Below are 22,267 nucleotides of genomic sequence, written 5' to 3'. Positions count from 1 at the left end.
TACTCTAACAACATTTTTAAAATAATCACTCACATTTTTCTTTAAAATATGAAAATTCCATAGTAAAAACTCCTCTGCCCTTAGTAGCACTTCTTAAAATAGAAGTATATCCGAAAAGTTTTTCAAAAGCTGCTTCGGCTTTTATTATCTCATAATCCTCAATGTTACTAATAGAATGAATCATACCACCAACAAAATTTAATGTAGAGACAACCTCCCCAGTATATTCAATAGGAGTTCTAATTTCTAATATCATTATTGGCTCAAGTTTAATAGGATTTGCCCTTTTAAAAAATTCATTAAAAGCAAGACCTGCTATTGACTCAATGACAGACTCATTGACCTTAGACTTATCATAATCCAACGAAGTAATCTTAACCCCCGTATCAATAATCGGATACCCAATAATGCCACTTGAAAAGGAAGAAGTAATACCCCTTAATATTGCAGCTTTAAACAAAGGTTCAACATTGCACTCAAATTCAATTTTATTTCCCTCACTTCTCATCAAAGGACTAACAATCATCCCAATTTTTATATCAAGTTCCTTACCTGCAAATATATTAACAAATTCAAATACATCATTAACTGTAACACTTAAACTCTCTCTATAGCTTACTTGGGGTTTACCTGTATAAACATTAAGTTTAAAATCATCTCTAATTCTCATAACAATAATCTCAAGATGTAGCTCGCCCATCCCAGACACCAATAATTGCCCCGTTTCCTTACTCTCCTTATAACTAAACGTAGGGTCTTCTTTAGCAATAATTTCAAGAACTTCTTTAAGCCTACCATCATCAGATGCTCTCTCTGGCTCAATAGATATTAAGACAACTGGCTCTGGGAATACCAAGGACTCAAGCATAATATCATTTCCCTCTTCAACAAGAGTATCTCCCGTTATAGAATATTTAAGCCCAATAACCGCCCCAATATCTCCTGCTTTAACTTCATCGATTTGCTCATTTTTATTTGAAAAAACTCGAAAAATCCTTGTAAATTTCTCACGTTTATTCTTAGCAATATTAACAACCCTTTTAGACGAACTTAGCTCCCCTGAATATACCCTAATAAAATAAAGATGTGCAGCAATTGCACTAAAATATTGAACCTTAAACACAAGTGCAGATAACCTTTTCTCATCTTTAGGCTCAATTGACACACTTCTATCCGTTTTTAAAGAATACGCATTAATTTTTTTTTCAAAAGGACTTGGAAGGTAATCCACAATCGCATCAATTAAAGGCTCTATGCCAATATTTTTAAGACTAGTTCCCATCAAAACAGGAATAATAAAACCACTAATAGTACATCTTCTAATCTCTTCAATTATAAGAGAATCATCAATAACAGAATTTTCAAGAAAAAGCTCAGTAATCCTTTCACTAAAATTGCTAAGAGAATCTATTAAATTTTCCTTAAAAATTTTAACATTCTCAACAAACTCCTCACGAACCACATCCTCAAGCACAATAGGTTTGCCATCTCTAAGTTCAAAATGTAATTCTTTATTGCGAATAATATCTATAACTCCTTCAAAGTTATTCTCACTACCAATTGGAATTTGTAAAACTATTGGAACTATACCAAATTTATTTCTTATATCCTCAACTACTTTAAAAAAATTAGCTCCTACACGATCCATTTTGTTAACGTAAGCAAGCCTTGGGATACCATACTTTGATGCCTGTCTCCAAACCGTTTCGGTTTGTGCCTGAATTCCATCAACCGCACTAAAAACAACAATACCTCCATCAAGAACACGAAGAGACCTTTCAACTTCAGCTGTAAAATCAACATGTCCAGGAGTATCAATAATATTTATTTGATGATCCTTCCAATAACAAGTAATAGCAGCAGCACTAATTGTAATACCTCTATCTTGTTCTTGTGTCATCCAATCAGTAACAGTATTACCAGAATCAACATCGCCTATTTTATGAGTCTTACCAGTATAATATATAATTCTTTCTGTAGTAGTAGTCTTACCAGCATCAATATGTGCCATAATCCCAATATTTCTAATTTCCATAAATCCCTCAAACACTATGAAAGCTATAGATTCTGCTATAGCTTTTTTCAATTAGATCATAATTATACTTAATTAATGCATACAAAAAAATATTAAAATTATTTTTATATCATATCATAAGATCAAATAACGTAACCTTTCTCACAATGCTCCATCTTATGCAATAATGCACACCCGCAACCACTTAACAAAGAACTGTACATCCATAAATACTTTTCAAAAGAAACAATAATATCATCTAAAACATTAGCTGTCCCATAATCAGATGTACTATCAATAAAACATCTTGTCTCAGATATATTCTTAAGAATGTCTTTAAGATTAGAAACAATACTATTAATTGAAGGCATAAGACTTGAAGTTGCATCTAAACTAATCTCATTAATAAATGATTTCTTAATAAATTCAGAACATCTAAACTCAGAATCATATCCAAGCGCTCTAGACCGCTCAGCTATAATATCGATAACCTCTGCAACATAATCATAAAGTTTCTCAGTTTTTTTATGAATCACAAAAAAATTAATATCCTTTATGTTCCAATGGATACCTCTCAAATTAGCATAAAAAACATGAAGTCCTGCTAACAATTCTTGAAGTTTTAAATTTATTTTATCTAAATCATCCTTCTTTAAATAACTTAAATGATTTGACATATTACGCTCCTACTTAAAATGACTAGATATATGTTATAATAACATTATTTTAGTATAAGTAGGCTCACTATGCAAAAGAAATTTATTTGCATTATTTTAATTTTTACAAGTCAATTTACACTCTTAGGTATAAATGAAGACCTAAAATTTCTTTACTCATCAATCCATAAATTAAGAGATGATCTAAACTTAAAAAAGCTAGAAATAGATAAAACTCTTGAGATAGTGGCAAAAGAATATGCAATAAATCTTAATAAAAACAAAATATTAACTCATACACTCTTTGGAACAACTCCTATGCAAAGAGTCAAAAAATATGATAAATATTTCTGTAGGATAAGAGAAATTCTAGCATCAGGGCTAGATGTTCAAGATGTAACGGGTGCCTGGCTTAAAAGTCCAAAACACAAAGAAGCCCTTTTAAACAAAGATACAAGTAAAATGGGAGGCTACGTACTACGAACACAAGACAAAAAAAACATATTTGTAGTCCTTTTCGGGGAAAAATTTTAAATAAATTGACATAAATCAAATTTATTTTATATAATGTTTTTCAGTATTAAAAGGGTTCATAGCTCAGTTGGTCAGAGCGCCTGCCTTACAAGCAGGATGTCGGGGGTTCGAATCCCTCTGGACCCAAAACACTTTTTCAGCATGATCAAAAGCATACTTTCTGCTCTCTTTATTGTTAGAAAATCTAACAAAAGTGCAAATTAGAGGTACCTATAGTAATTTTATTATTTTTCTTTAAGTTACCATAAAACACTACATAAAATGCAATTCCTTAGCCCAATAAGATATTTCTCTCTAGTATGTCTTTATATAGTTTAACACTTAAATATTTTAAGTTTAAAAATCAAGTCAATATTATTCTTATCTAAATCCTTACTTAATTCTTCTAAACACAAGCTAGCTTCATTCTTATTTTGAAAAAGTAAAATAAAAGCCCCACCCCTACCAGCACCACTCAATTTACCAGCAAGAGCCTTAAATTTTCTACTTCTCTCTATTACATAATCAAGAGCTCCTGAAGATAACCCCAAAGAATTTAAATAATTATTTGCAACATTCATATTATTCGCCAATAAAGCAATATCTCGTTTCTCAAAAGCAACATAAGAATCCCTTGCAACACAACCAAGTTTTTTAATAATTTCAAATTGATTATTATCAAGTGAAATCCTGTACAACAAATCAGATATTATCTTATTTGTTGTACATTCCCTTTTAACTGCTCCGATTAAAAAGTAAAAATTACAAAATGATATTCTTAGGTAACTTAAAGTACCATTTTGACGCTCTAAATAAAAAGTTCCATCTAACTCAACAAGCAAAATATCCATACCAGAAGATCTGCCATGAAAAATATTTTCAATTTCCCTTGCCAACAAAATTTTATCGTAAGTACTATATTCATCATGACTTACAATATATTCAGCAAAACATAAACTAAGACTGGCAGAAGAACCAAATCCCAATCCAACTGGAACTTGAGAAAAAATTAAAAATTCAATGGGCCTAACTTTATTAAACCTTTTATTAATAAAATATATTACTTCATCTATTTTTAAAGAAGGAACGCCCAAGTACTTCCAAGAATCAGAAAAGGTATAAACTAAGTGCATATAAAGAGGTATCGTAGCACCAATTACTGGAAAACCATAAACGGCACTGTGCTCGCCTAAGAATAATATTTTAGAAGGTTTTTTTATTATAAACATCTACTGAAATTTAACACCATCTAAATCTAGATTTATTGGTTCAATATTAAATTGTTTAAAAACTTCAGGATTTGGATTATAAACTAAAAAAGTTTCATTTCCAGCACCCAAAGCCTTAATCAAGGTACATTCATTTTCAAGATAAGAAAGACTTAAGGGCAAATCAGCAGAAATGCCTATCCTCCTCCCAATTTCTAATCCTATATCTTTTGCCAACTTCAAACTAGGCAGCAAACAACCAGAAAAATTACTAGCATTAAGAATAATTTCTTCCATTACAATATTAAGGTCTTTTATAAAACTTATTAAAGAAGCCCTATGTTCATTATATTTAATAATCGAACTAGTAGTCTTAACTGGACTTAAACCTTGCATTAAATAAAAATTATTAAAACATATTTTATCTAAAAGTTCATACGTAGGAGAATCTCCTCCTCTAAACCTAACAACACCGCCAAAAAGACTCGTAGCAATATCATATCCACTACCCATACCTCCCTGAGCATATCTGTAAGCTTCTAGACAATACATAAAAATTTTATCTTTAACAAAATAATTATTATCATTTAAAATCAAAAAAATTCCACATACAATCCCAACAGCAACAACAGCACTTGAACCAAATCCTTTTTTGACGCCACTATTTAAAAAAAAATTACTCGTATCAATATAAACATCAAAGGGAAAATCTTCTAAATTAGCAAAATATTTCTGTTTTAAATATCTAAACATCCTAAAAACAAAATCATCATTATTTTCTATTAAAGTAAAATTATCAATTTTGGTTTTTTTAGCAAAAAAACGCCAAGTATCACTTTGTTTAAAAGAAAAATAAGCTCTTTCTTTGATTGCAATTGAAAGTCCAAGACCACTTTCTTCCAAAATAAAATATTCACCCATTAAAAGTAAATTACCAGGCACTGAAAAATTCATTATATCCATTCCAAACCACTTCCAATCCTTGAAACAACAAAATCAACATCTCTAAAATTGCTAGTAAGTTCAGTTAAAACTAATTCCAAATCTTTCTTTAAACATAACACCTTAACCTGTGGCCCAGCATCCATCGTTTCAAAAACAGAAATACCTCTACTTCTAAGAGCAGCAATATACTTTATTAACTCTATAGTATTACTTTTAAAATAAATAATGGAAGATGATAACATTAAAGCAAACATACACTGATAACTTTTTACAATCTTAAGACCAAATTCGTTAAAATCTCCTTTTAACAAAAAATATAAAGCTTCTTTAAATATATTTCGACTAGACTTAATCCAAGCATCCCAATAAAATTTCTCCTGCCTGCAAATCTCCATGGCAGCCCTTGAAGACATATCTTTTTTTCTGCTATTAACTATAGCAAATATTATGCACAAATCATTAAAATAATTAAAATTATTTAACTGAAATGCACTCCTGGCTCCTTCCTTTAAAAAGGTAAATCCACCATAAATAGCTCTTGCTGCTGAAGCTGAGCCTATTCTTGCAAGCTGTGAAGCTTTTTGATGGGAATATTGATTAAAATATCTTAAAATACAAGCAGCAATAGATGCAAACCCAGAACTTGAACTTGCAAGTCCTGCGGCTGTTGGAAAATTATTTTCACTAATCACCCTAAACCCAACATTTGGCTCATTTAAGATTTTCCTTGCATAATTAAAAAAATTTATTTCCCTCTCTTGTAATACAATAGCCCTTGAATTTAAAATTATTTCATCCTTACATGATAATTCAAGTTCACTTATTGAATAAAATTTATCAATACTTACGGCAATGCTTGAAGTAGCTGGAATATTTAAAAATTTATCTCTCTTGCCCCAATACTTAATTAATGCCAGACTAGGATTTACCTTACATCTAATCTTCACACTACACTCGCAAATCCTTTAAAAGTTTAAGAGCAAAATCAAGAGAATAAATTCCACTGTCACTCATTTTCAATAATATTTTTTCTCTCTCATCACTTGAAAGATTATAATCCCTTTTAAGAAGATATAAAATCTTATTAACATGAAGTTTCATATGCCCTCTTTGAATTCCATCAAGAGCAAGTGCTCTTAAAGCCGCAAAATTACTTGCAAGACCAACACAAGAGAGAATACCCATAAATTCCTCTTTGCAATCAATTCCCATAATCTTAAAGCTCAATATAGCTGCTTCATGAGAACTAGCTGAACCTCCTTTAACTCCAACTTGTAAAGGCAATTCAATCTCTCCAATTAAATTTTCATTAGAAATATAAAATTTACTAAGAGGTAAATATCTACCGCTTCTTGAAGCAAACTTATGTATGCATGCCGCAAGAGCCCTTGTATCATTAAGCGTAGCGACACATAAACCCGTTATGCCATTCATAATACCTTTATTATTAGTAACAGCACGTTCCTCTTCAAAAAATCCTATCTTAGAAATAAGAGATATATTCTGAGCCAAAGCCAAAGATTCTTCATTATCTTTAAGCAAAGCATTAACATTTAATTTAAAATTAGCTTTTATAACAAAATCATTTGAATCATTGCTTAAAATTTTTAAAACACACTCATACCCAAACTCCAAAGTAATATGATGAGCCACCCTTTCAGCTACCGAATTCAGCAAATTTGAACCCATAGCATCACAAACATCTACATAGATATTTAATTTTTGAATACTAATTTCCTTAATAAACTTAGTCGAAAGCCTTCTAAATCCGCCACCCCTAAGCTCCATATTATGCAAAAGAGGCTTAGACCAAAGATCAATTTTTTCAAAAAGACTAAGGAGCATATCACTTAAATCTTTATCTGTTCTTATATAAACTTGAGCAATACCTAACACTTCACCCACAGAATAACTTAAATTAGCACTCTCAAGAATCTTAGCTGCAAAATTTAATGCGGCAATAACTGAAGGTTCCTCTGTAGCAATAGGTACAGCATAATACTTTCCATTTACCTTCAAATTTTTTACAATACCAATGGGGAAAGACAAATACCCAACATAATTCTCTATCATGTGACAAAGAAAATTCTCATCAACAGAATCATAAAAAAAATCGCAAGGATTCAATTTTAAAATACTCTTTAGCTCTTGTCTTTTATCTGAAATATTTTTATTTCTAAAATTCTCACTAAGTCTCATAAAAATCCTTAAAACTCTTAACATTAAACGGTAACGGATGACTTAAGAAATATTTATTTAATCTAAATTGTGTCAAATTTTTACTATTACTTAAAAGCATAGACATCTTTAAAACATATTCATAATCTTTTAAAAGTTTATATAAGGCATCCTCACCTCCCGCATAAAAAGCTCTAAGAATGGCTGATGCAATACCTACCAACTTAGCCCCAAGAGCAATGCCTTTAGCAATATCTATTCCCGTCTCATATCCTCCTGATGCAAAAATCCTATCTTTAAAAGAATCCTTAATACTAAGTAATGTTAAAACTGAAGATATGCCCCAATTAGAAAAACAAGACGCAACATTCATATTTTCTTCTTTAATTCCTTCGACCAAAACCCAGTTAGTTCCACCACTACCAGCAAGATCAACATAGGACACTCCAAGATCTAATAAACTGATAACACAACCCGGTGAAATCCCAAAACCTGTTTCTTTAACAATAACTGGTAAATTTGATGCATCACAAAGCCTAGCAATTGAATCCTTAATTCCTTTAAAATTTCGATCACCTCTTGAATTCATTAATTCCTGGCCTGAATTTAAATGCACAATTATGGCATCAACCTCAAGCTTCTTAATTATCTCAATTACTTTAAATATTCCAAATTCTCTTAACTGAATAGCACCAATATTTGAAAATAAAGGAATATTATCAGCATACTTTCTTAAGGCGAAATCTTTAATATATTCAGGATATTTAAATATAAGCTTAAAAGATCCAAGACCCATTGGAATTCTTAAGTTATTTGCAATCTCAACAAGAGACTTATTCAGTTTATTGCCCTCTTGAATACCCCCTGTCATTGATGATATAAAAATAGGCATAGCAATATCATAACCAAATATACTCTCACTTGTATCTATCTCGTAAAAATCAAGCTCACTGAGTGCATCATGCTTTAAATTAATAAAATTTAAAAGATTAACACTCTTACTAACATCTTCTTTATTTAAACAAATTTCAATCTGTCGTTTTTTATTATTTAATATATTAGGCTCGATACCCATAAACCCGGTATCCATCCTCTCTAATTTCCTTTAAATAAAAGCCTTGGGATTCACCTGGCGCGATCTTATTTTCAAAAAAATCTCTATACTCATCAAAGCTTGCATTATGCCTTACTGAGAGTATTTTATCAATATCCCAAGTCTTAACAACATATTGAGCATGATCTTCAACTGTAAGCTCATAAATAACCATAATATTACCAGATCCATAAGAACAAAAAAGTATTTTCTCCCCACTAATATCCTTTTTTGCAAACACTCGTTTCAAATAAGACATTAAAGACAAAAATATCGAACCTGTATATAAATTTCCCACTTCCTTAGAAGCCTCAACAGAATCATAAAAGTCTATTGATTCTAAATAAGCATTTCGCTCAGATTCATCTTCGCTATAATATTTCTTTAAAACATAATGCATTGAGTCTATGGGCATTTTTGCAAAAGGTACATGTAAAATAAATCTATAGTTAGGAAATAAATCCTTAATACCCATATTTTTCTTATATGCAAAATCCGCTAAAGCTTCTTCATTTGCCTTATTATAGCATTCAATAGAATAACGTCCCTTTACCTTAGCCTCAAGACTTCCAAATGGCCTAAAGAAATCATCAACATCATCAGTATAAACCCCAAATTCAGACAAATTAATAGATAAAACTTTTGGATTTTGTTCAATAAGCACTGCGGTTGCTCCAGCCCCTTGAGTAATCTCTGCTGTTGTAAGATTATTATAATGTGCAATATCACTAGAGAATACTATGCCATATTCAGATCTATCTAACTGACTCAAAATACTTGCGGCACTGTGCAAAGCAAGCGCAGAACCTGCACATGCATGCTGAGCTTGAAAAGTCAAGAAATTATTCTTTAAATCAATGCCAGCCAATTTCAAAGCCCCATAGACATAAGATGAGATTGACTTTGAATAATCTACCCCCGTCTCAGTTCCGCCTAAAAATATTCTCATCTTATCTAATTTAAGATTATTATTATCAAAAATTAGCTTAACAGCAGAACTAGCCATTGTAACACTGTCTTCATTAGGACTTGTAAATCTAAATGCCTTCTGAAGGGTTGCATCAATTGCTCTATTAAATTTCTTAAAAAAAATCTCATCAGAATTATATAAAGAATTGCTTAAAAGAACATTAAAATTTAAATAATTTAAAGGTAAAAAAACCCTAATATCACTAATACCTACTCTCATCGATTTCCTCCAATTAAAAAAATGATTGCCAAGTATTATACTATAGATCATAAAAACAGCAAAGTTCAATATAATATTGAAAGGAGACGGAAATCATGAAAATAGCAGTACTTCTATCTGGTGGCGTAGACAGCTCTGTAGCTCTTTATACAATGATACAAAAAGGATATAAGAATATAAAATGTTATTATCTCAAAATTTGGCTTGAAGATGAACTTTCTTACATTGGAGAGTGCCCTTGGAAAGAAGATATTAATTATGTAGAAGCTGTGTGTACAAAATTCAATGTACCATATGAAATCATCAGCTTACAAGATGAATATTACAAAAGAGTAGTAACTTATGCTATTGAAGAACTAAAAATCGGAAATACCCCAAGTCCAGATATATTTTGCAATCAAAGAATAAAATTTGGCGCATTCTTTGACAAGATCAATGAACATTACGATTTAATTGTCACAGGACACTATGCCAAAATAGAAAACAAAAATAATCATTACATACTTAAACAGGCCAAAGATAAAATAAAAGATCAAAGCTATTTCTTATCCCATCTCTCTAGAGAACAAATATCAAAATTGCATTTTCCATTAGGAGACCTATTAAAAACTGAAATAAGACAAATAGCACACAAAATAGATTTACCTAACAAAAACAGAAAAGACAGTCAAGGGATCTGTTTTCTTGGAAAAATCAAATATGATGAATTTATAAAATACCACTTGGGAGAACTTAAAGGTAATATAATCGAACAAGAAACGGGCAAAATACTTGGAACACATAATGGATATTGGTTTTTTACAATTGGACAAAGAAAAGGCATCAAACTCAGCCACGGTCCATGGTTTGTCACAGAAAAGGATATTCAAAATAACATTATTTATATCTCAAACAGAGTAAATTATCTGGAACAAGGAAAACACCAATTTCTAGTTCATAAAACAAACTGGATAAATAAACCAGTAAATAATATCAACTTAAACGCCAAAATAAGACATGGAGAAAAAAAAATAAAATGCAAAATAGAAATGTTAAAAAACGATATTATAAAAGTTGACTTAGAAGAAAAAGACTATGGAATCTCACCGGGACAATTCTGCATATTTTATCAAGAAGATGAGTGCCTGGGCGGAGCTCAAATCCTTAAAACATTAATATAAAAACATATATTTTTAATATCACTATTTATAGGGATAATTTAAATATCCCTATAAATTATTTATCAATCTTAAAGTAATCTACGGATTCCTTTAAATGTTTAACACTCTCCAACATTCTATCAGACATTGCTGAGAGTTCCTCACTACTTGATGCTGTTGTTTGAACCAATTGACTAACTTGTTCTATTGCATTCTTAAATTGTCCAATCTGATTACTCTGGTTAGAACTCTCACGAGTAATACTCTTAACAAGCCCAGCTGTTTTCTCCATTCCAGGAACAATCTGCTCAAAATTATTACCTGCTTTACTTGCAATAGTTAAACTCTTATGTGCAATATCAATAATTTCTCTAGCAGACTCCTTGCTCTGATCAGCAAGCTTCCTAACCTCAGCAGCAACAACTTCAAATCCTTTACCCTTATCCCCTACTCTAGCAGCTTCAATAGAAGCATTTAAAGCAAGTAAATTGGTTTGCCTCGTTATCTCATCAATAACGCTTATTTTATCTGTAATAACTTCCATCGCCTCAATAGCTTTAACAACAGATTGATGTCCATCACGAGTTTTCTCATTAGTGTTAACAGCAATACTCTCAGTAGTAGAAGCATTATCGGTATTCTCACTAACACCTTGGGATATCTGCTCAATATTTGCTGTCATCTCTTCTAATGTAGATGCTTGTTCAACTGCTCCAGAACTTAAATTTTGACTCGCATTTGCTATCTGAATTGCATTTTCATAAAGATAATCAAGATTCTCAATAACTCCTCTGACAACAGATGAAAAGTTAGATCTTAAAAGCTCCAAATTTTCATATAATCCATAAAGTTCTAAAGTTTTCCACTCTAAAGAATAATTTGAAACAGTAAAATCCCCAGAAGCAAGTCTTCCAGAATAATTTAAAATTCCATTTAAAACAGCACTAAGTTTACCTACAAGATAAATAGTAACCAATCCAAGAACAACTAAAGTAACTACAAAACTTATTCCCAAAATTAAAGTAGTAAGTCTAGACATATAATAAAAATCTCTTTCATTAGTTCTCAAATATACTATAAATGACATATTAGACAATTTACACTTTATCTTTTGAGCAAGTCCAATATATGCTTCGTCAAGAGGATCAACATAACGTCCTAAACTAATTTCTTTATTTTTTTGCATTAAATCTTCAGAAGTCTTCTTAACTACGTCATCATAGTAAGGATTAACACCAACTAAATTATCGCCAGGAAACCAAGTATGATGGATAAGAAATGAACCCGTTCTGTCAAATACCATAGCCCGACCGCGGCCTAATGCTCCAAAAACAATACCTTTAAATGAATTATAAAGATGATCGGTAGCATAAAAGATCATAAAATAACCAAAAATATCATTGGTATCACGATCTCTTAAAGGAACTCCTATTAATAAATAAGGGATTTGTCCTGCCTTATTCCTAACCTTAGAAATATCCTTCATCAAAACCTCTTCAACAGACCCAGAATCTGCCAAAAGAATAGAAGAATTATAAACAGAACTAGTGTTCCTTAAATTAACAAAATATCCCTTATCTGCAACAGAAATGCCATAATCACTATTATCTTTAACAGCAGTAGTAAATACTATCTCGCCTTTCTTATCAGTTATCATCAAGTTACTACCTCTGCCTGTCTTAAGCAAGATCTCAATTTGATCTAAAATAGCCTCTGTTCTCTTAGGCTTACTTTTAGCAATAGATTCAAATCTATCTGAAGAGTCTAAATACATTGAATTAATTTTAACCCTTTCTTCCATTGAGGAGAGATATATGCTTACAGAATTTTTGACATTGCCAATAAGATTTTCCATAAGATCTAACTGCTGATCTATTAAACTAGAACTAATCGTCATCCCAAATACGAAAAATAATACAGAAATAAAAATTGATATAAGAATACTAACAATAAGTAATATCCTAACTTTCAGCTTCAGTTTCATACACTAACCACCTCTTACAAAAATAAATTCTAAAAATCTGAAAAGTCCTCATCAAAATCTAAATTCTTATCGACAACATCAATAGCTTTCTTAGGATCTACCCTTTTATTAATAGACTCATAACTTACATTTGAATCACCATGTATATCATCTTGCCTATCTTTCAAAGATGGATTACTCTCCACATTCAAAGTGGCAAGACTCCCAGTTACAAAATCATCATCTTCATCGTTAAATGCATCAGAAATATTAACCTCAGAATCTTTAACTTTGAAAAAAGATATTACCTGTTTGAGCTCTTTTGCCTTTTCAAGCATTCTATCAGCCATACTTGAAAGCTCTTCACTGCTTGATGCTGAAGCTTGAACGACTTCTCCAACCTGATCAAGGGCCATTTTAAAATGCATAATTTGTTCATTTTGTTTGTAGCTTCCCTCAGAAATCCTCTTCACAAGATTGGTAGTTTTTTCTATTTCAGGTAACATATCCTTAAATATTAATCCAGCTTCCGTTGCCAATCTAGAATTCTCTTCAACTAATTCACCAATCTCAAGAGCAGACTCCTTGCTAAGATCAGCAAGCTTTCTAATTTCACTTGCTACAACAGCAAATCCCTTGCCTTCCTCCCCAGCCCTTGCAGCTTCAATAGCTGCATTTAAAGCAAGTAAATTAGTTTTTCTCGCTATCTCTTCAATAACGCTAACCTTCTCAACAATAGCCTGCATAGCCACAACAGATTCTTCAACAGCCTTACCCCCTATTTGAGCACTCTCATTAGTAATTAAAGCAATTCGTTCTGTTTCTTGGGAATTATGAGCACTCATCTTAACTCCAGCTGATATCTGTTCAATGTTAGCTGACATTTCTTCAAGTGTTGACGCTTGCTGTAATGCACTAGAACTTAAATTTTGACTTGAATTAGCAACTTCAACACTTGCCTTATTAACATAATTAATATTCCTTAAAACACTTGCAATAGCATCCGCAATTGCATTTCTCATTTTAATAACTTGTAACCCTAATGAACTAAGCTCATCAAAATACTTATCATTACCAATAACACAATCTTTATCTAAATTCCCTTGGACTATTTCCTTTACTAAATTTCTAATCAAATTTAACCTAGAACTAATAATTTTCTCTACCTTCGTTGAAAGAATAACAACCAATATGATAATGCCTAAGACAGAGCTTACAATAAATTTCAAAGCTAAACTGTCAATAACCCCATGAATATCCTCATAAGGGATTCTGGCAACAAGAATTCCACTATTCTCTCCAAGCTCACTGCTAATAGGCAATATGGCATAATAGTTATACAACCCCATCTCTGGAAGATACGCTTTCTCAATCTGATAAACTGGCACCTCAGTTGACACAATAGGTTGCCTAGGGGGCTTGGACAATGTATCCTTTAAAACATCAACAAACTTAGCACTAAGTTTAGAACTCTCATTATATTCTATTAAAGGATTAACAAGATTATTATATGGATCTAAATAAAATAAATTTCCTCTATTATAAAAACCAAATCTAGATCTATCTAATCTATCTCTTATAACATCATTAAGCAAATAACCTACCAAATAGCCAAGGAACACTTTATCTTCTGCTGAATATACAGGAACAACTATGGCAGAAGCCTTTTTATCCTTATAGTAGGATCTAACAGCAACTTCTCCTGCTATCCCCTCAGTAAGACCGGAATACCAGCCAATAAAACTCAATTTATTTTTCTTATACTCTTCTACAGATTTTTTAAAATACTCAGTATTTGACTCAGACTGACCAAAATCCATATTATTCGCATGTCTTGTAGTAACAATTACTTTACCTTCAAAATCTAGAAATGCAAATTCTTCATAAACAGTATCGAGCTTTAAATCCCACAATATATCATACAACCGACCCCGATATTTTTTATACCCCTTTACAGAATCAAGAACTATTTGAGAATTCTCTCTAAGCATGTCTAATTCGACCTCTGAAAACATCTGCCCACCATTTTTAATAGACGAATACTCATCCATGGTCTCAAGGGCTAAATTGGAACTTGCACCATCAATTATTATATAAAATGTATCTAATAAAGCCTGCATAGCAAAAGCAGCTCGTCTTGCTTGAGCTCTTGTAAGTTGCTTATAATAATGCTCTAAATAATTACTCAAAACAAACTTAAAAATTAAAGAAAAAAACAATATGGTTATCACTAAACATAAAAACAAAAATCCAACAAATCTGTGCTTAATTTTTAACATAAAACTACCCCGTAAATTAATCACTCACTTAATTAATTTAACAAATATAAGAATTAAGTAGATATCCCTCATAACTTTATATCAAAAAATATAATTCCCAAATAAACCCTAAATAATTCCACCTGTATCTTAAAAGAAATAAAAATAAAAATCAATCTTTTTTATAAGGTAAACCTAAAGCTTTAGGAACATAATTATTTTTTGAAAGAAACATAAGACTTAGAATCACAACAACATAAGGTAAAATGATTAATATTTTAAAAGGAATCTTTAAAGATAAAAAAGAAATTTGAGACATCATAACAACTAAGGTTCTTATAAAAGAAAATAAAAAACTACCCATCAAAATCCCAAAAGGTTGCCAATTCCCAAAAATTACCATAACAATGGCAATAAAACCTTGCCCACCAATAATTCCTTGCATATAACTTGAAGCAATCACAGTAGAGAGCACTGCTCCAGCAACTCCTGCAAATAATCCACTTAGAAGAACACAAAAAAACCTAATCATAATTACATTAACTCCAAGGGATTCTAAAACTTCTGGCTCTTCACCACTGGCTTTAATTCTAAGTCCAACTTTAGTATATTTAAACATAATATGAAAAAAAATAACACACATAATTGCAATATAGAGTGAATATCTTTTTCCAAAAATCTGAAATATAAAAGACTTTTTATCTAAAACTCCGTCAAAAAGTATGGGCAACTTAATATTTATTGGGGGAGTTGAAGCAGAACCGAAAATAAAAGTTCCAAACAACATAGCAATAGCCGGTCCCAAAAAATTAATAGCCATCCCAGTTATTATCTGATCTGATTTAAAAAAAATAGTAAAAATGGCATGAAGACTTGAAAGAATAAGTCCTGAAAGACCTCCAACAAAAATTGCAAATAATGGACTACCATAACAATATGCAACCGTAGCACCAACAAATGCTCCAAGAGCCATTGTACCCTCAAGACCAATATTTATTATTCCACTTTTCTCACTTATAAGCCCCCCAAGACCAGCCAAAATTAAGATCTGAGAATTTACCAATGTTTCGCTAATTAGAAATATTATTGCGTTTAACACTTTTTATACCCCCCAAGACTATCTTATTTAAAAAATGACTAGCAGAAATCACAATCACCACTATTCCTATCATCAAAGATACAATTGAAGAGGACAATCCCATTAAACTTTGAACTCTACTACTACCATAAAGCAAAATTGAGAATAAAGTACTTGAAAATATCATTCCTATTGGAGAATTATTACCAATCAAAGCGACAGCTATACCATTAAGACCTGTCCCTTCCATATAAGAAAGCTTAAATATTGCCTTAGTAACACCCATAACCTGTATAGCACCCGCAAGTCCCGCAAGTGCACCTGCAAGAAACATAGCAAACAGCAAAATTTTTTTAATATCAATTCCCACACGATAAGACGCTACAATATTATGTCCTACAGCACTTATTTTAAAACCAAGCATTGTCTTATTTAATAAAATCCACATTAAAATAGCAATAATAATCCCAATAACTATCCCAAAATTAAGAGGAGCCTTTAATAAATCATTAATAAATGGATGTTCTGCTCTATAAGCAAGTCCTTCAGATGAAAGTTTCCAAGAACCAAAAAAATCAATAAAAGCACTTTCTCGAATTGGCTTAGATAAATCACTGTTATTCTTTTTAATAGCAGGCAAATCTATGATTAGATTATTCACATGAAACAAAATCCAATTAAACATTATCCCTGAAATTACTTCATTGATGTTAAATTTAATTTTTAAATATCCAATTAAAATACCCAAAATTCCTGACGCTAAAAATGCAAAAATGAAAATGCAAATTACGTGTAATAAAGGAGAAAAATCCAAAAAAATTCCAGCTATTAAAGCTGAAATTGAACCAAGCATAAACTGACTCTCAACACCAATATTAAAAAGTCCTACTTTTAAGGCAATACCAATTGAAAGACCTGTAAAAATTAATGGTGTGGCATAGCTTATAATATACCCAAAATGCTTAGGAGAAGAAAATATAACTTCTATCATTATATAGTACATTCTAAGAGGAGAATATCCAAGAAGCAATACTATGAGTCCAAGAATTAAAATTCCTAATAAAAATGCAAAAAAGTTAATAAATATTGATGAATTTAAAAACGATACAATTATCTCTTTATATTTATAATTATTAATTTTCATTCAAATTACACCCATCATCATTTTACCAATAATCTCAGCATCAAAATTATCCTCCAAAATACCAACAATTCTCCCATCATACATTACAGCTATCCTATCACAAATACTCATAAGCTCATCAAGCTCAAAAGACACAAGAAGAATTGTCATTCCTGCATCTCTTTGCTCCATCATTTTTTTATAAATATTTTCAATAGCACCCACATCAAGTCCCCTTGTAGGTTGAACTGCCAAGAGAATATCAGGTTTTAAACTAATCTCACGTGCAACAATTACCTTTTGTTGATTACCTCCAGATAGATTTTTAACTTTGCTTAAAATATCTCTCGGTCTAATATCAAAAGAAACTGTAAGTTGTTCAGTTATCTTCTTAAGAAAAGTTAAATTAAAGTTAACAAACTGTTTTTTAAGGGTATTTAAAAATTTAAACCTTAATTTACTATCACACACATCACTACGCTCCATTTTTAAATAATTCACATTATCAAAACTCTTGATTCCAATATTTTGAAAAATATTAAAATCTAAAATAAGACCGTGGGTTTGTCTATCAGATGGAATATGGCCAATTCTTCTATCTATTATTTGTTTAACACTAAGACCCTTTATTGATTCAAAATTGCCATCAATCTTCTTAATTATGTCCCCACTAAAGATATCTCTAATACCAAGAATTGCCTCGATTAATTCTTCTTGACCGCTTCCTTCAACACCAGCTATTCCAAAAATTTCACCTTCTCTAAGATTAAAACTAATATTCTTAACTTTTAAAATACCTCGTTCATCTTTAACATTTAAATTCCTAACCTCAAAAACGTTAGTGTAATCAACAACCTGTCTCTTGGATATATTAAAAGAAGTTTCTTTGCCTATCATCAATTTAGTAAGCATTCTCTCATCAGTCTCAGCAACATCAAAAGTTCCAATCACTTTTCCAAGACGCATAATTGTACACCTTTGTGCCACAGCCTTTATTTCTTTTATTTTATGTGTAATAAGTATTATAGTATGCCCCTCTACAGCCAATATTTTTAAAACATTTATGAATTCATTAATCTCATTAGGAGTAAGCACCGCTGTAGGTTCATCAAAAATAATAATATCTGCATTCCTATAAAGAACTTTAAGTATTTCTATTTTTTGTCCCATTCCAACACCTAAATTTTCAATAGGCTTATCAGTATCTATTTTTAAACCATATTTTTCAGAAAGCTTAAGTATCTTATTTCTTGCACGATCATAATTAATAAAACCAAATCTTGAATCTTCATATCCTAAAATAATATTTTGCACAGCCGTAAATTTTGGAATTAACATAAAATGTTGAAAAACCATCCCAATGCCACTTCGAATAGATTCACTTGAATCTTTAAGTTTTAGTTCATTACCTTTTAAAAAAATTTGCCCGCTATCAGGTCTATGAATTCCATAAATAGTTTTCATTAAAGTGGTTTTGCCAGCACCATTCTCACCAAGAATTGCATGTATTTCTCCCTTTTTAAAGCTCATACAAATATTATCATTAGCAACAAAGTCGCCATATCGCTTAGTAACTTTATCTAAAATTAATATGTCTTGCATCAAAGATAACCTGAAATTTAACAAAGGTAAATAATATTTATTTATACCCTAACCAGACATGCTAAAACTAAAAACAAATATTTTCAAGAGATCTTCATAAAAAAAAATCAAAAATCATGCAAAATATCAAAAATCATGAAATAAACTTAATATAAAGATCAAAAATAATGATAAAATGAAGGCACATTATAATAATTACTTATCAAGAGGATTAAAATATGAAAATCAAAGCTTGCATTTTTGACATGGATGGAACTTTAATAAACAGCATCATGGATATTGCATTCTCAATGAACGCTGCTTTAAAAAAATTAGGATATACAGAAATTAAAACAGATGAATTTAACACTCTTGTTGGAAGAGGATATTCCAAATTAGTAGAGAACACTTTAGAACATCTTAACATAAACTTAAATAATAAGCACCTGAAAGATAATCTTTACCTAGAATTTGTAAAAGAATATAATCAAAATCTTTCTTCCCGAACAAAAGCATATGATGGTATACCAGAACTTTTACGAAAGCTAAACTCACTTAACATCCCTATTGGAATCTTAAGCAATAAAAACCACACAGAATTATTAACGATATCAAAAGATATATTTAAAGATATAAGCTTCTTTGAAGTGAGAGGCTACTCAGCAAGATTTGATGCAAAACCAGATCCTGCAAATGCACTTGACATGATCACAGAATTAAATATTACACCAGAAGAAATAGCATACATCGGAGACAGTGACGTTGATATGATAACTGCTCAGAATGCTGGATTTCTACCTATAGGAGTTTCATGGGGATTTAGAACAATAGAAGAATTAAAAGCAAGCGGAGCAAAATATATTTTAAATAGTCCATCTGAACTTCTGGACATAATCAAATGAAACTAAAAGTATATTTTCCACACCTATATCATTATTTATTTAATCATGAAAGCATAAAGGGATTGTCGGTCTTTGAAAAAGAAATTGAAATAATCAAATATCTAGAAGAAAATAAAAAAACTATTTCAACATTCATAGACGAAAACTTTAAATTCGATACTGATTCACTGACTCAATACGTTAAAGAAAAAACAGACATAATAATTACTTCCCTTGTTTTGTCAAATATTGAATCTATTGATCTAAATATTGTAAAAGACCTTTTTAACAAAAAATTTAATAAAAATAATTTAGAATTAATATTTGGCTCCATTAAAGCAAATCCTTACTTAAGAAAAGAATTTTTATATAATTTCAATGCCATAAGCAATGGGCATATAACATTTTATATAAATAAACTATTTGAAGACAAAAATTCCTACACAATATACCTAATCAAAAAAGAAAACGATATTCTTGATTCTTCAAAACTTGTAAAAAACTACATAAAAATTCTACTCTTATTAAGGGTTTTAATAATTAAGTTTTATTTAGAAAAAGAGATAAAATTAATTCCAAGAAATGTTGAAGATACATCAAGATTAGTTAGCAAAGAAATCAACTTTTTAGATGACAACACAGCTAATCTAATAACCCAAAGTCTGTTTAAGTATGAACATTTAAGTAACATGTCACCAATTGCAACACTAATATCCATTTTTTCAAACAGAACCAGAATCCCAAATATTAAAAACAATAGAACAAAAGGATTTATGGGATATGATGAGAGCTGGTTTTCAATAAAACAATCAAGCTCAAAAGACTATGATCCAAGAATTATTAAGGAACTTCTAGAAATAGCTAGGAAAAATAAATGGTAAAGATATTTGTAAATTTTTTTAAAGCTACTTTAATCACTTCGATACTTGCATTCCTAATAGAAGAATTATCAATAATACTTTTCTTACCATACAAGATTCGATTTGCCCTAATATTCATTGGCTTTTTATTCGATGCAATACTGATCTTTATTTTTTTTCATAAAATTTTAAAAGCTTATTTTTCACGAACATTACAAATATATATAAGAAATAATCTGTTTTTTGATTTAATCCATTGCCTAATTCCCTTAATATTTTATAGCTCCTATCAAATTCAAAATATAATTAATCCTTACGAAACAATTATAAGACCAATCATACTTTCACTTTTCAAATTAAGATTCTTAAGACTTCTTAGATTTAACGATTTAATGATTGAAATTTATTATAATCCAAAAGAAAAAAATCTAATTTTAATTGCATTTGCCAGAACATTCTCAATAAGTTTACTAATTCCATTCATATTTTTCATAATATTTTCAAGTTCAGGTTTTGCAAATACAATTCCAGAAAAGCAAGAATTTAATATCATAAAAAACATATCAATAACAACTGAAAAAAACTATATTAAAGAAAAATATCCATTTATACTAATAATTAAAGATATAGATAAAACAATATATTCTAAATCCGATGATATATTTTTCTATTATAGTCCTAGTGAATACAAAATTATTGAAATGGATCAAACAAAATTTTATATAGATAAATATCTGCAAAGAAAAAATGATTCTGTAATTGGGATATTTCTATTTACACTCTTTATATCATTTTCACTATTTTTAACAAATTTTTATAAGTTCTTTAAAGCAAGTTTTTTAAATCCAATCATACTAATGCAAAAAGTCTTACAAGATCCAATTGAATACAGAAAAATTCAAATTCCTTTTCATTTCAGCGAAGAAAAAGTATATGAAATGGCAAAAACCTTTAACAATCTTTTATTAAAAGACAAACTAAACGCAAAAAGAAAAAGCAAACTTCCCTTAGAAATTGAAAAAGTTAAAAAAATAATAAATAGCAATAAGGAACATCTATGATAAGAAAAATATTTATGCTACTCATTATTAACACATCAATCTACTCAAGACTAATAACAACTTCAATTGAAAAACGATCATCAGAAACAAATAGGCAATACTCCTCTTTTAATTTAATAATAGAAGAAGAATACTATACTCAATATCCAAAAAACACACATGAGATACAGATATATGAATTAACAGAAAATTTTTTAAAAAGCATTCTAAGGAATAACATTGATTACGCGACAATAACTCCAACTTACAAAGAAGCCAATAAATATTTACTTCAAAGTGAAATTATTGATAAGGATTTTTTAAAATATAAAATATTTAAAATAAAAACTATAGATTCACTTTTTAAAAGTTCAGCATTAATATACACCAAAAAGGGATTTTATAAGTTAGAACTACACATAGGTAATAATAACAAAAACAAATTAGAAATCTTCAACCTCAACATGTCATATTTCACAAAAAACCTAAATGAAATAAGTAATGAATTGATTTTTTATAAAAAATACTAAATAAGTAAACAATACTAC

Annotated in this window: 19 protein-coding genes and 1 tRNA gene; 7 read left to right on the top strand and 13 right to left on the bottom strand. The window is 30.1% G+C overall.

Going from position 1 to position 22,267, the window contains the following annotated elements; genetic code table 11:
• Window positions 1-25 precede the first annotated feature (25 nt).
• Both fusA and bhYOR_RS03485 read right to left on the bottom strand, forming a co-directional pair.
• Entirely contained in the window at window positions 26-2,035 is a 2,010-nt protein-coding gene (gene fusA, locus bhYOR_RS03490; RefSeq protein WP_247088249.1) for an elongation factor G, read from the bottom strand.
• 122 nt (window positions 2,036-2,157) lie between these two features.
• Window positions 2,158-2,691: a Dps family protein gene (locus bhYOR_RS03485; RefSeq protein ID WP_025399994.1), complete on the bottom strand. Its 534-nt coding sequence runs from the start codon at window positions 2,689-2,691 to the stop codon at window positions 2,158-2,160.
• Window positions 2,692-2,760: 69 nt separating this feature from the next.
• Between bhYOR_RS03485 and bhYOR_RS03480 the strand changes: the two genes are divergently transcribed.
• Window positions 2,761-3,204: a CAP domain-containing protein gene (locus bhYOR_RS03480; RefSeq protein WP_025399993.1), complete on the top strand. Its 444-nt coding sequence runs from the start codon at window positions 2,761-2,763 to the stop codon at window positions 3,202-3,204.
• 52 nt (window positions 3,205-3,256) lie between these two features.
• Window positions 3,257-3,330 (top strand) — tRNA-Val (locus tag bhYOR_RS03475).
• Between the two features lie 188 nt (window positions 3,331-3,518).
• On the opposite strand, the gene mvk is transcribed toward bhYOR_RS03475, so the two are convergent.
• Genes mvk through bhYOR_RS03445 form a run of 6 tightly spaced genes read right to left on the bottom strand, consistent with a single transcriptional unit; the run spans window position 3,519 to window position 9,796 of the window.
• The gene (mvk, locus tag bhYOR_RS03470; protein WP_025399992.1) at window positions 3,519-4,412 is read right to left on the bottom strand and encodes a mevalonate kinase; all 894 of its coding nucleotides are present in this window, start codon (window positions 4,410-4,412) and stop codon (window positions 3,519-3,521) included.
• Window positions 4,413-5,354: a GHMP family kinase ATP-binding protein gene (locus bhYOR_RS03465; RefSeq protein WP_025399991.1), complete on the bottom strand. Its 942-nt coding sequence runs from the start codon at window positions 5,352-5,354 to the stop codon at window positions 4,413-4,415.
• Window positions 5,345-6,283: a diphosphomevalonate decarboxylase gene (gene mvaD / locus bhYOR_RS03460; RefSeq protein ID WP_025399990.1), complete on the bottom strand. Its 939-nt coding sequence runs from the start codon at window positions 6,281-6,283 to the stop codon at window positions 5,345-5,347. The genes bhYOR_RS03465 and mvaD overlap by 10 nt, the downstream gene beginning before the upstream one ends.
• A gap of 1 nt (window position 6,284) precedes the next feature.
• The gene (locus bhYOR_RS03455) at window positions 6,285-7,535 is read right to left on the bottom strand and encodes a hydroxymethylglutaryl-CoA reductase, degradative (protein WP_025399989.1); all 1,251 of its coding nucleotides are present in this window, start codon (window positions 7,533-7,535) and stop codon (window positions 6,285-6,287) included.
• Window positions 7,525-8,589 (bottom strand): type 2 isopentenyl-diphosphate Delta-isomerase, encoded by a 1,065-nt coding sequence (gene fni / locus bhYOR_RS03450; RefSeq protein WP_025399988.1) that lies wholly within the window; start codon window positions 8,587-8,589, stop codon window positions 7,525-7,527. Before fni ends, bhYOR_RS03455 begins: the two co-directional genes overlap by 11 nt.
• Window positions 8,573-9,796: a hydroxymethylglutaryl-CoA synthase gene (locus bhYOR_RS03445; protein WP_025399987.1), complete on the bottom strand. Its 1,224-nt coding sequence runs from the start codon at window positions 9,794-9,796 to the stop codon at window positions 8,573-8,575. Before bhYOR_RS03445 ends, fni begins: the two co-directional genes overlap by 17 nt.
• Window positions 9,797-9,891: 95 nt before the next feature.
• Between bhYOR_RS03445 and mnmA the strand changes: the two genes are divergently transcribed.
• Window positions 9,892-10,956, top strand: coding sequence for a tRNA 2-thiouridine(34) synthase MnmA (gene mnmA / locus bhYOR_RS03440; protein ID WP_025399986.1), 1,065 nt, complete (start codon window positions 9,892-9,894; stop codon window positions 10,954-10,956).
• 55 nt (window positions 10,957-11,011) lie between these two features.
• On the opposite strand, the gene bhYOR_RS03435 is transcribed toward mnmA, so the two are convergent.
• From bhYOR_RS03435 to bhYOR_RS03415, 5 genes are all read right to left on the bottom strand, one after another.
• A complete protein-coding gene (locus bhYOR_RS03435; protein ID WP_025399985.1) occupies window positions 11,012-12,913 on the bottom strand; it encodes a methyl-accepting chemotaxis protein in 1,902 nt (633 codons plus the stop codon).
• A gap of 35 nt (window positions 12,914-12,948) precedes the next feature.
• Window positions 12,949-15,177 (bottom strand): methyl-accepting chemotaxis protein, encoded by a 2,229-nt coding sequence (locus bhYOR_RS03430; RefSeq protein ID WP_025434113.1) that lies wholly within the window; start codon window positions 15,175-15,177, stop codon window positions 12,949-12,951.
• A gap of 151 nt (window positions 15,178-15,328) precedes the next feature.
• The gene (locus bhYOR_RS03425; protein WP_025399983.1) at window positions 15,329-16,255 is read right to left on the bottom strand and encodes an ABC transporter permease; all 927 of its coding nucleotides are present in this window, start codon (window positions 16,253-16,255) and stop codon (window positions 15,329-15,331) included.
• A complete protein-coding gene (locus bhYOR_RS03420) occupies window positions 16,227-17,378 on the bottom strand; it encodes an ABC transporter permease (RefSeq protein WP_025399982.1) in 1,152 nt (383 codons plus the stop codon). Before bhYOR_RS03420 ends, bhYOR_RS03425 begins: the two co-directional genes overlap by 29 nt.
• Window positions 17,379-18,962: an ABC transporter ATP-binding protein gene (locus bhYOR_RS03415; RefSeq protein ID WP_025399981.1), complete on the bottom strand. Its 1,584-nt coding sequence runs from the start codon at window positions 18,960-18,962 to the stop codon at window positions 17,379-17,381.
• A gap of 215 nt (window positions 18,963-19,177) precedes the next feature.
• Between bhYOR_RS03415 and bhYOR_RS03410 the strand changes: the two genes are divergently transcribed.
• The 4 genes from bhYOR_RS03410 to bhYOR_RS03395 are packed head-to-tail and all read left to right on the top strand — an operon-like array spanning window position 19,178 to window position 22,249.
• Window positions 19,178-19,840, top strand: a complete 663-nt coding sequence (locus tag bhYOR_RS03410) for an HAD family hydrolase (protein ID WP_025399980.1) — start codon at window positions 19,178-19,180, stop codon at window positions 19,838-19,840.
• Window positions 19,837-20,700 (top strand): hypothetical protein, encoded by an 864-nt coding sequence (locus bhYOR_RS03405; protein ID WP_025434112.1) that lies wholly within the window; start codon window positions 19,837-19,839, stop codon window positions 20,698-20,700. Before bhYOR_RS03410 ends, bhYOR_RS03405 begins: the two co-directional genes overlap by 4 nt.
• Complete coding sequence (locus bhYOR_RS03400) at window positions 20,694-21,740, top strand: hypothetical protein (protein WP_025399978.1); 1,047 nt, start codon at window positions 20,694-20,696, stop codon at window positions 21,738-21,740. The genes bhYOR_RS03405 and bhYOR_RS03400 overlap by 7 nt, the downstream gene beginning before the upstream one ends.
• Window positions 21,737-22,249 (top strand): hypothetical protein, encoded by a 513-nt coding sequence (locus bhYOR_RS03395; protein WP_025399977.1) that lies wholly within the window; start codon window positions 21,737-21,739, stop codon window positions 22,247-22,249. Before bhYOR_RS03400 ends, bhYOR_RS03395 begins: the two co-directional genes overlap by 4 nt.
• Window positions 22,250-22,267 lie beyond the last annotated feature (18 nt).

The sequence above is a fragment of the Borrelia nietonii YOR genome, from assembly GCF_023035795.1.
GTDB lineage: Bacteria > Spirochaetota > Spirochaetia > Borreliales > Borreliaceae > Borrelia > Borrelia hermsii.
The sequence above is the reverse complement of the archived record's forward strand: the minus strand, read 5'-3'. Positions and strand labels throughout refer to the sequence as shown.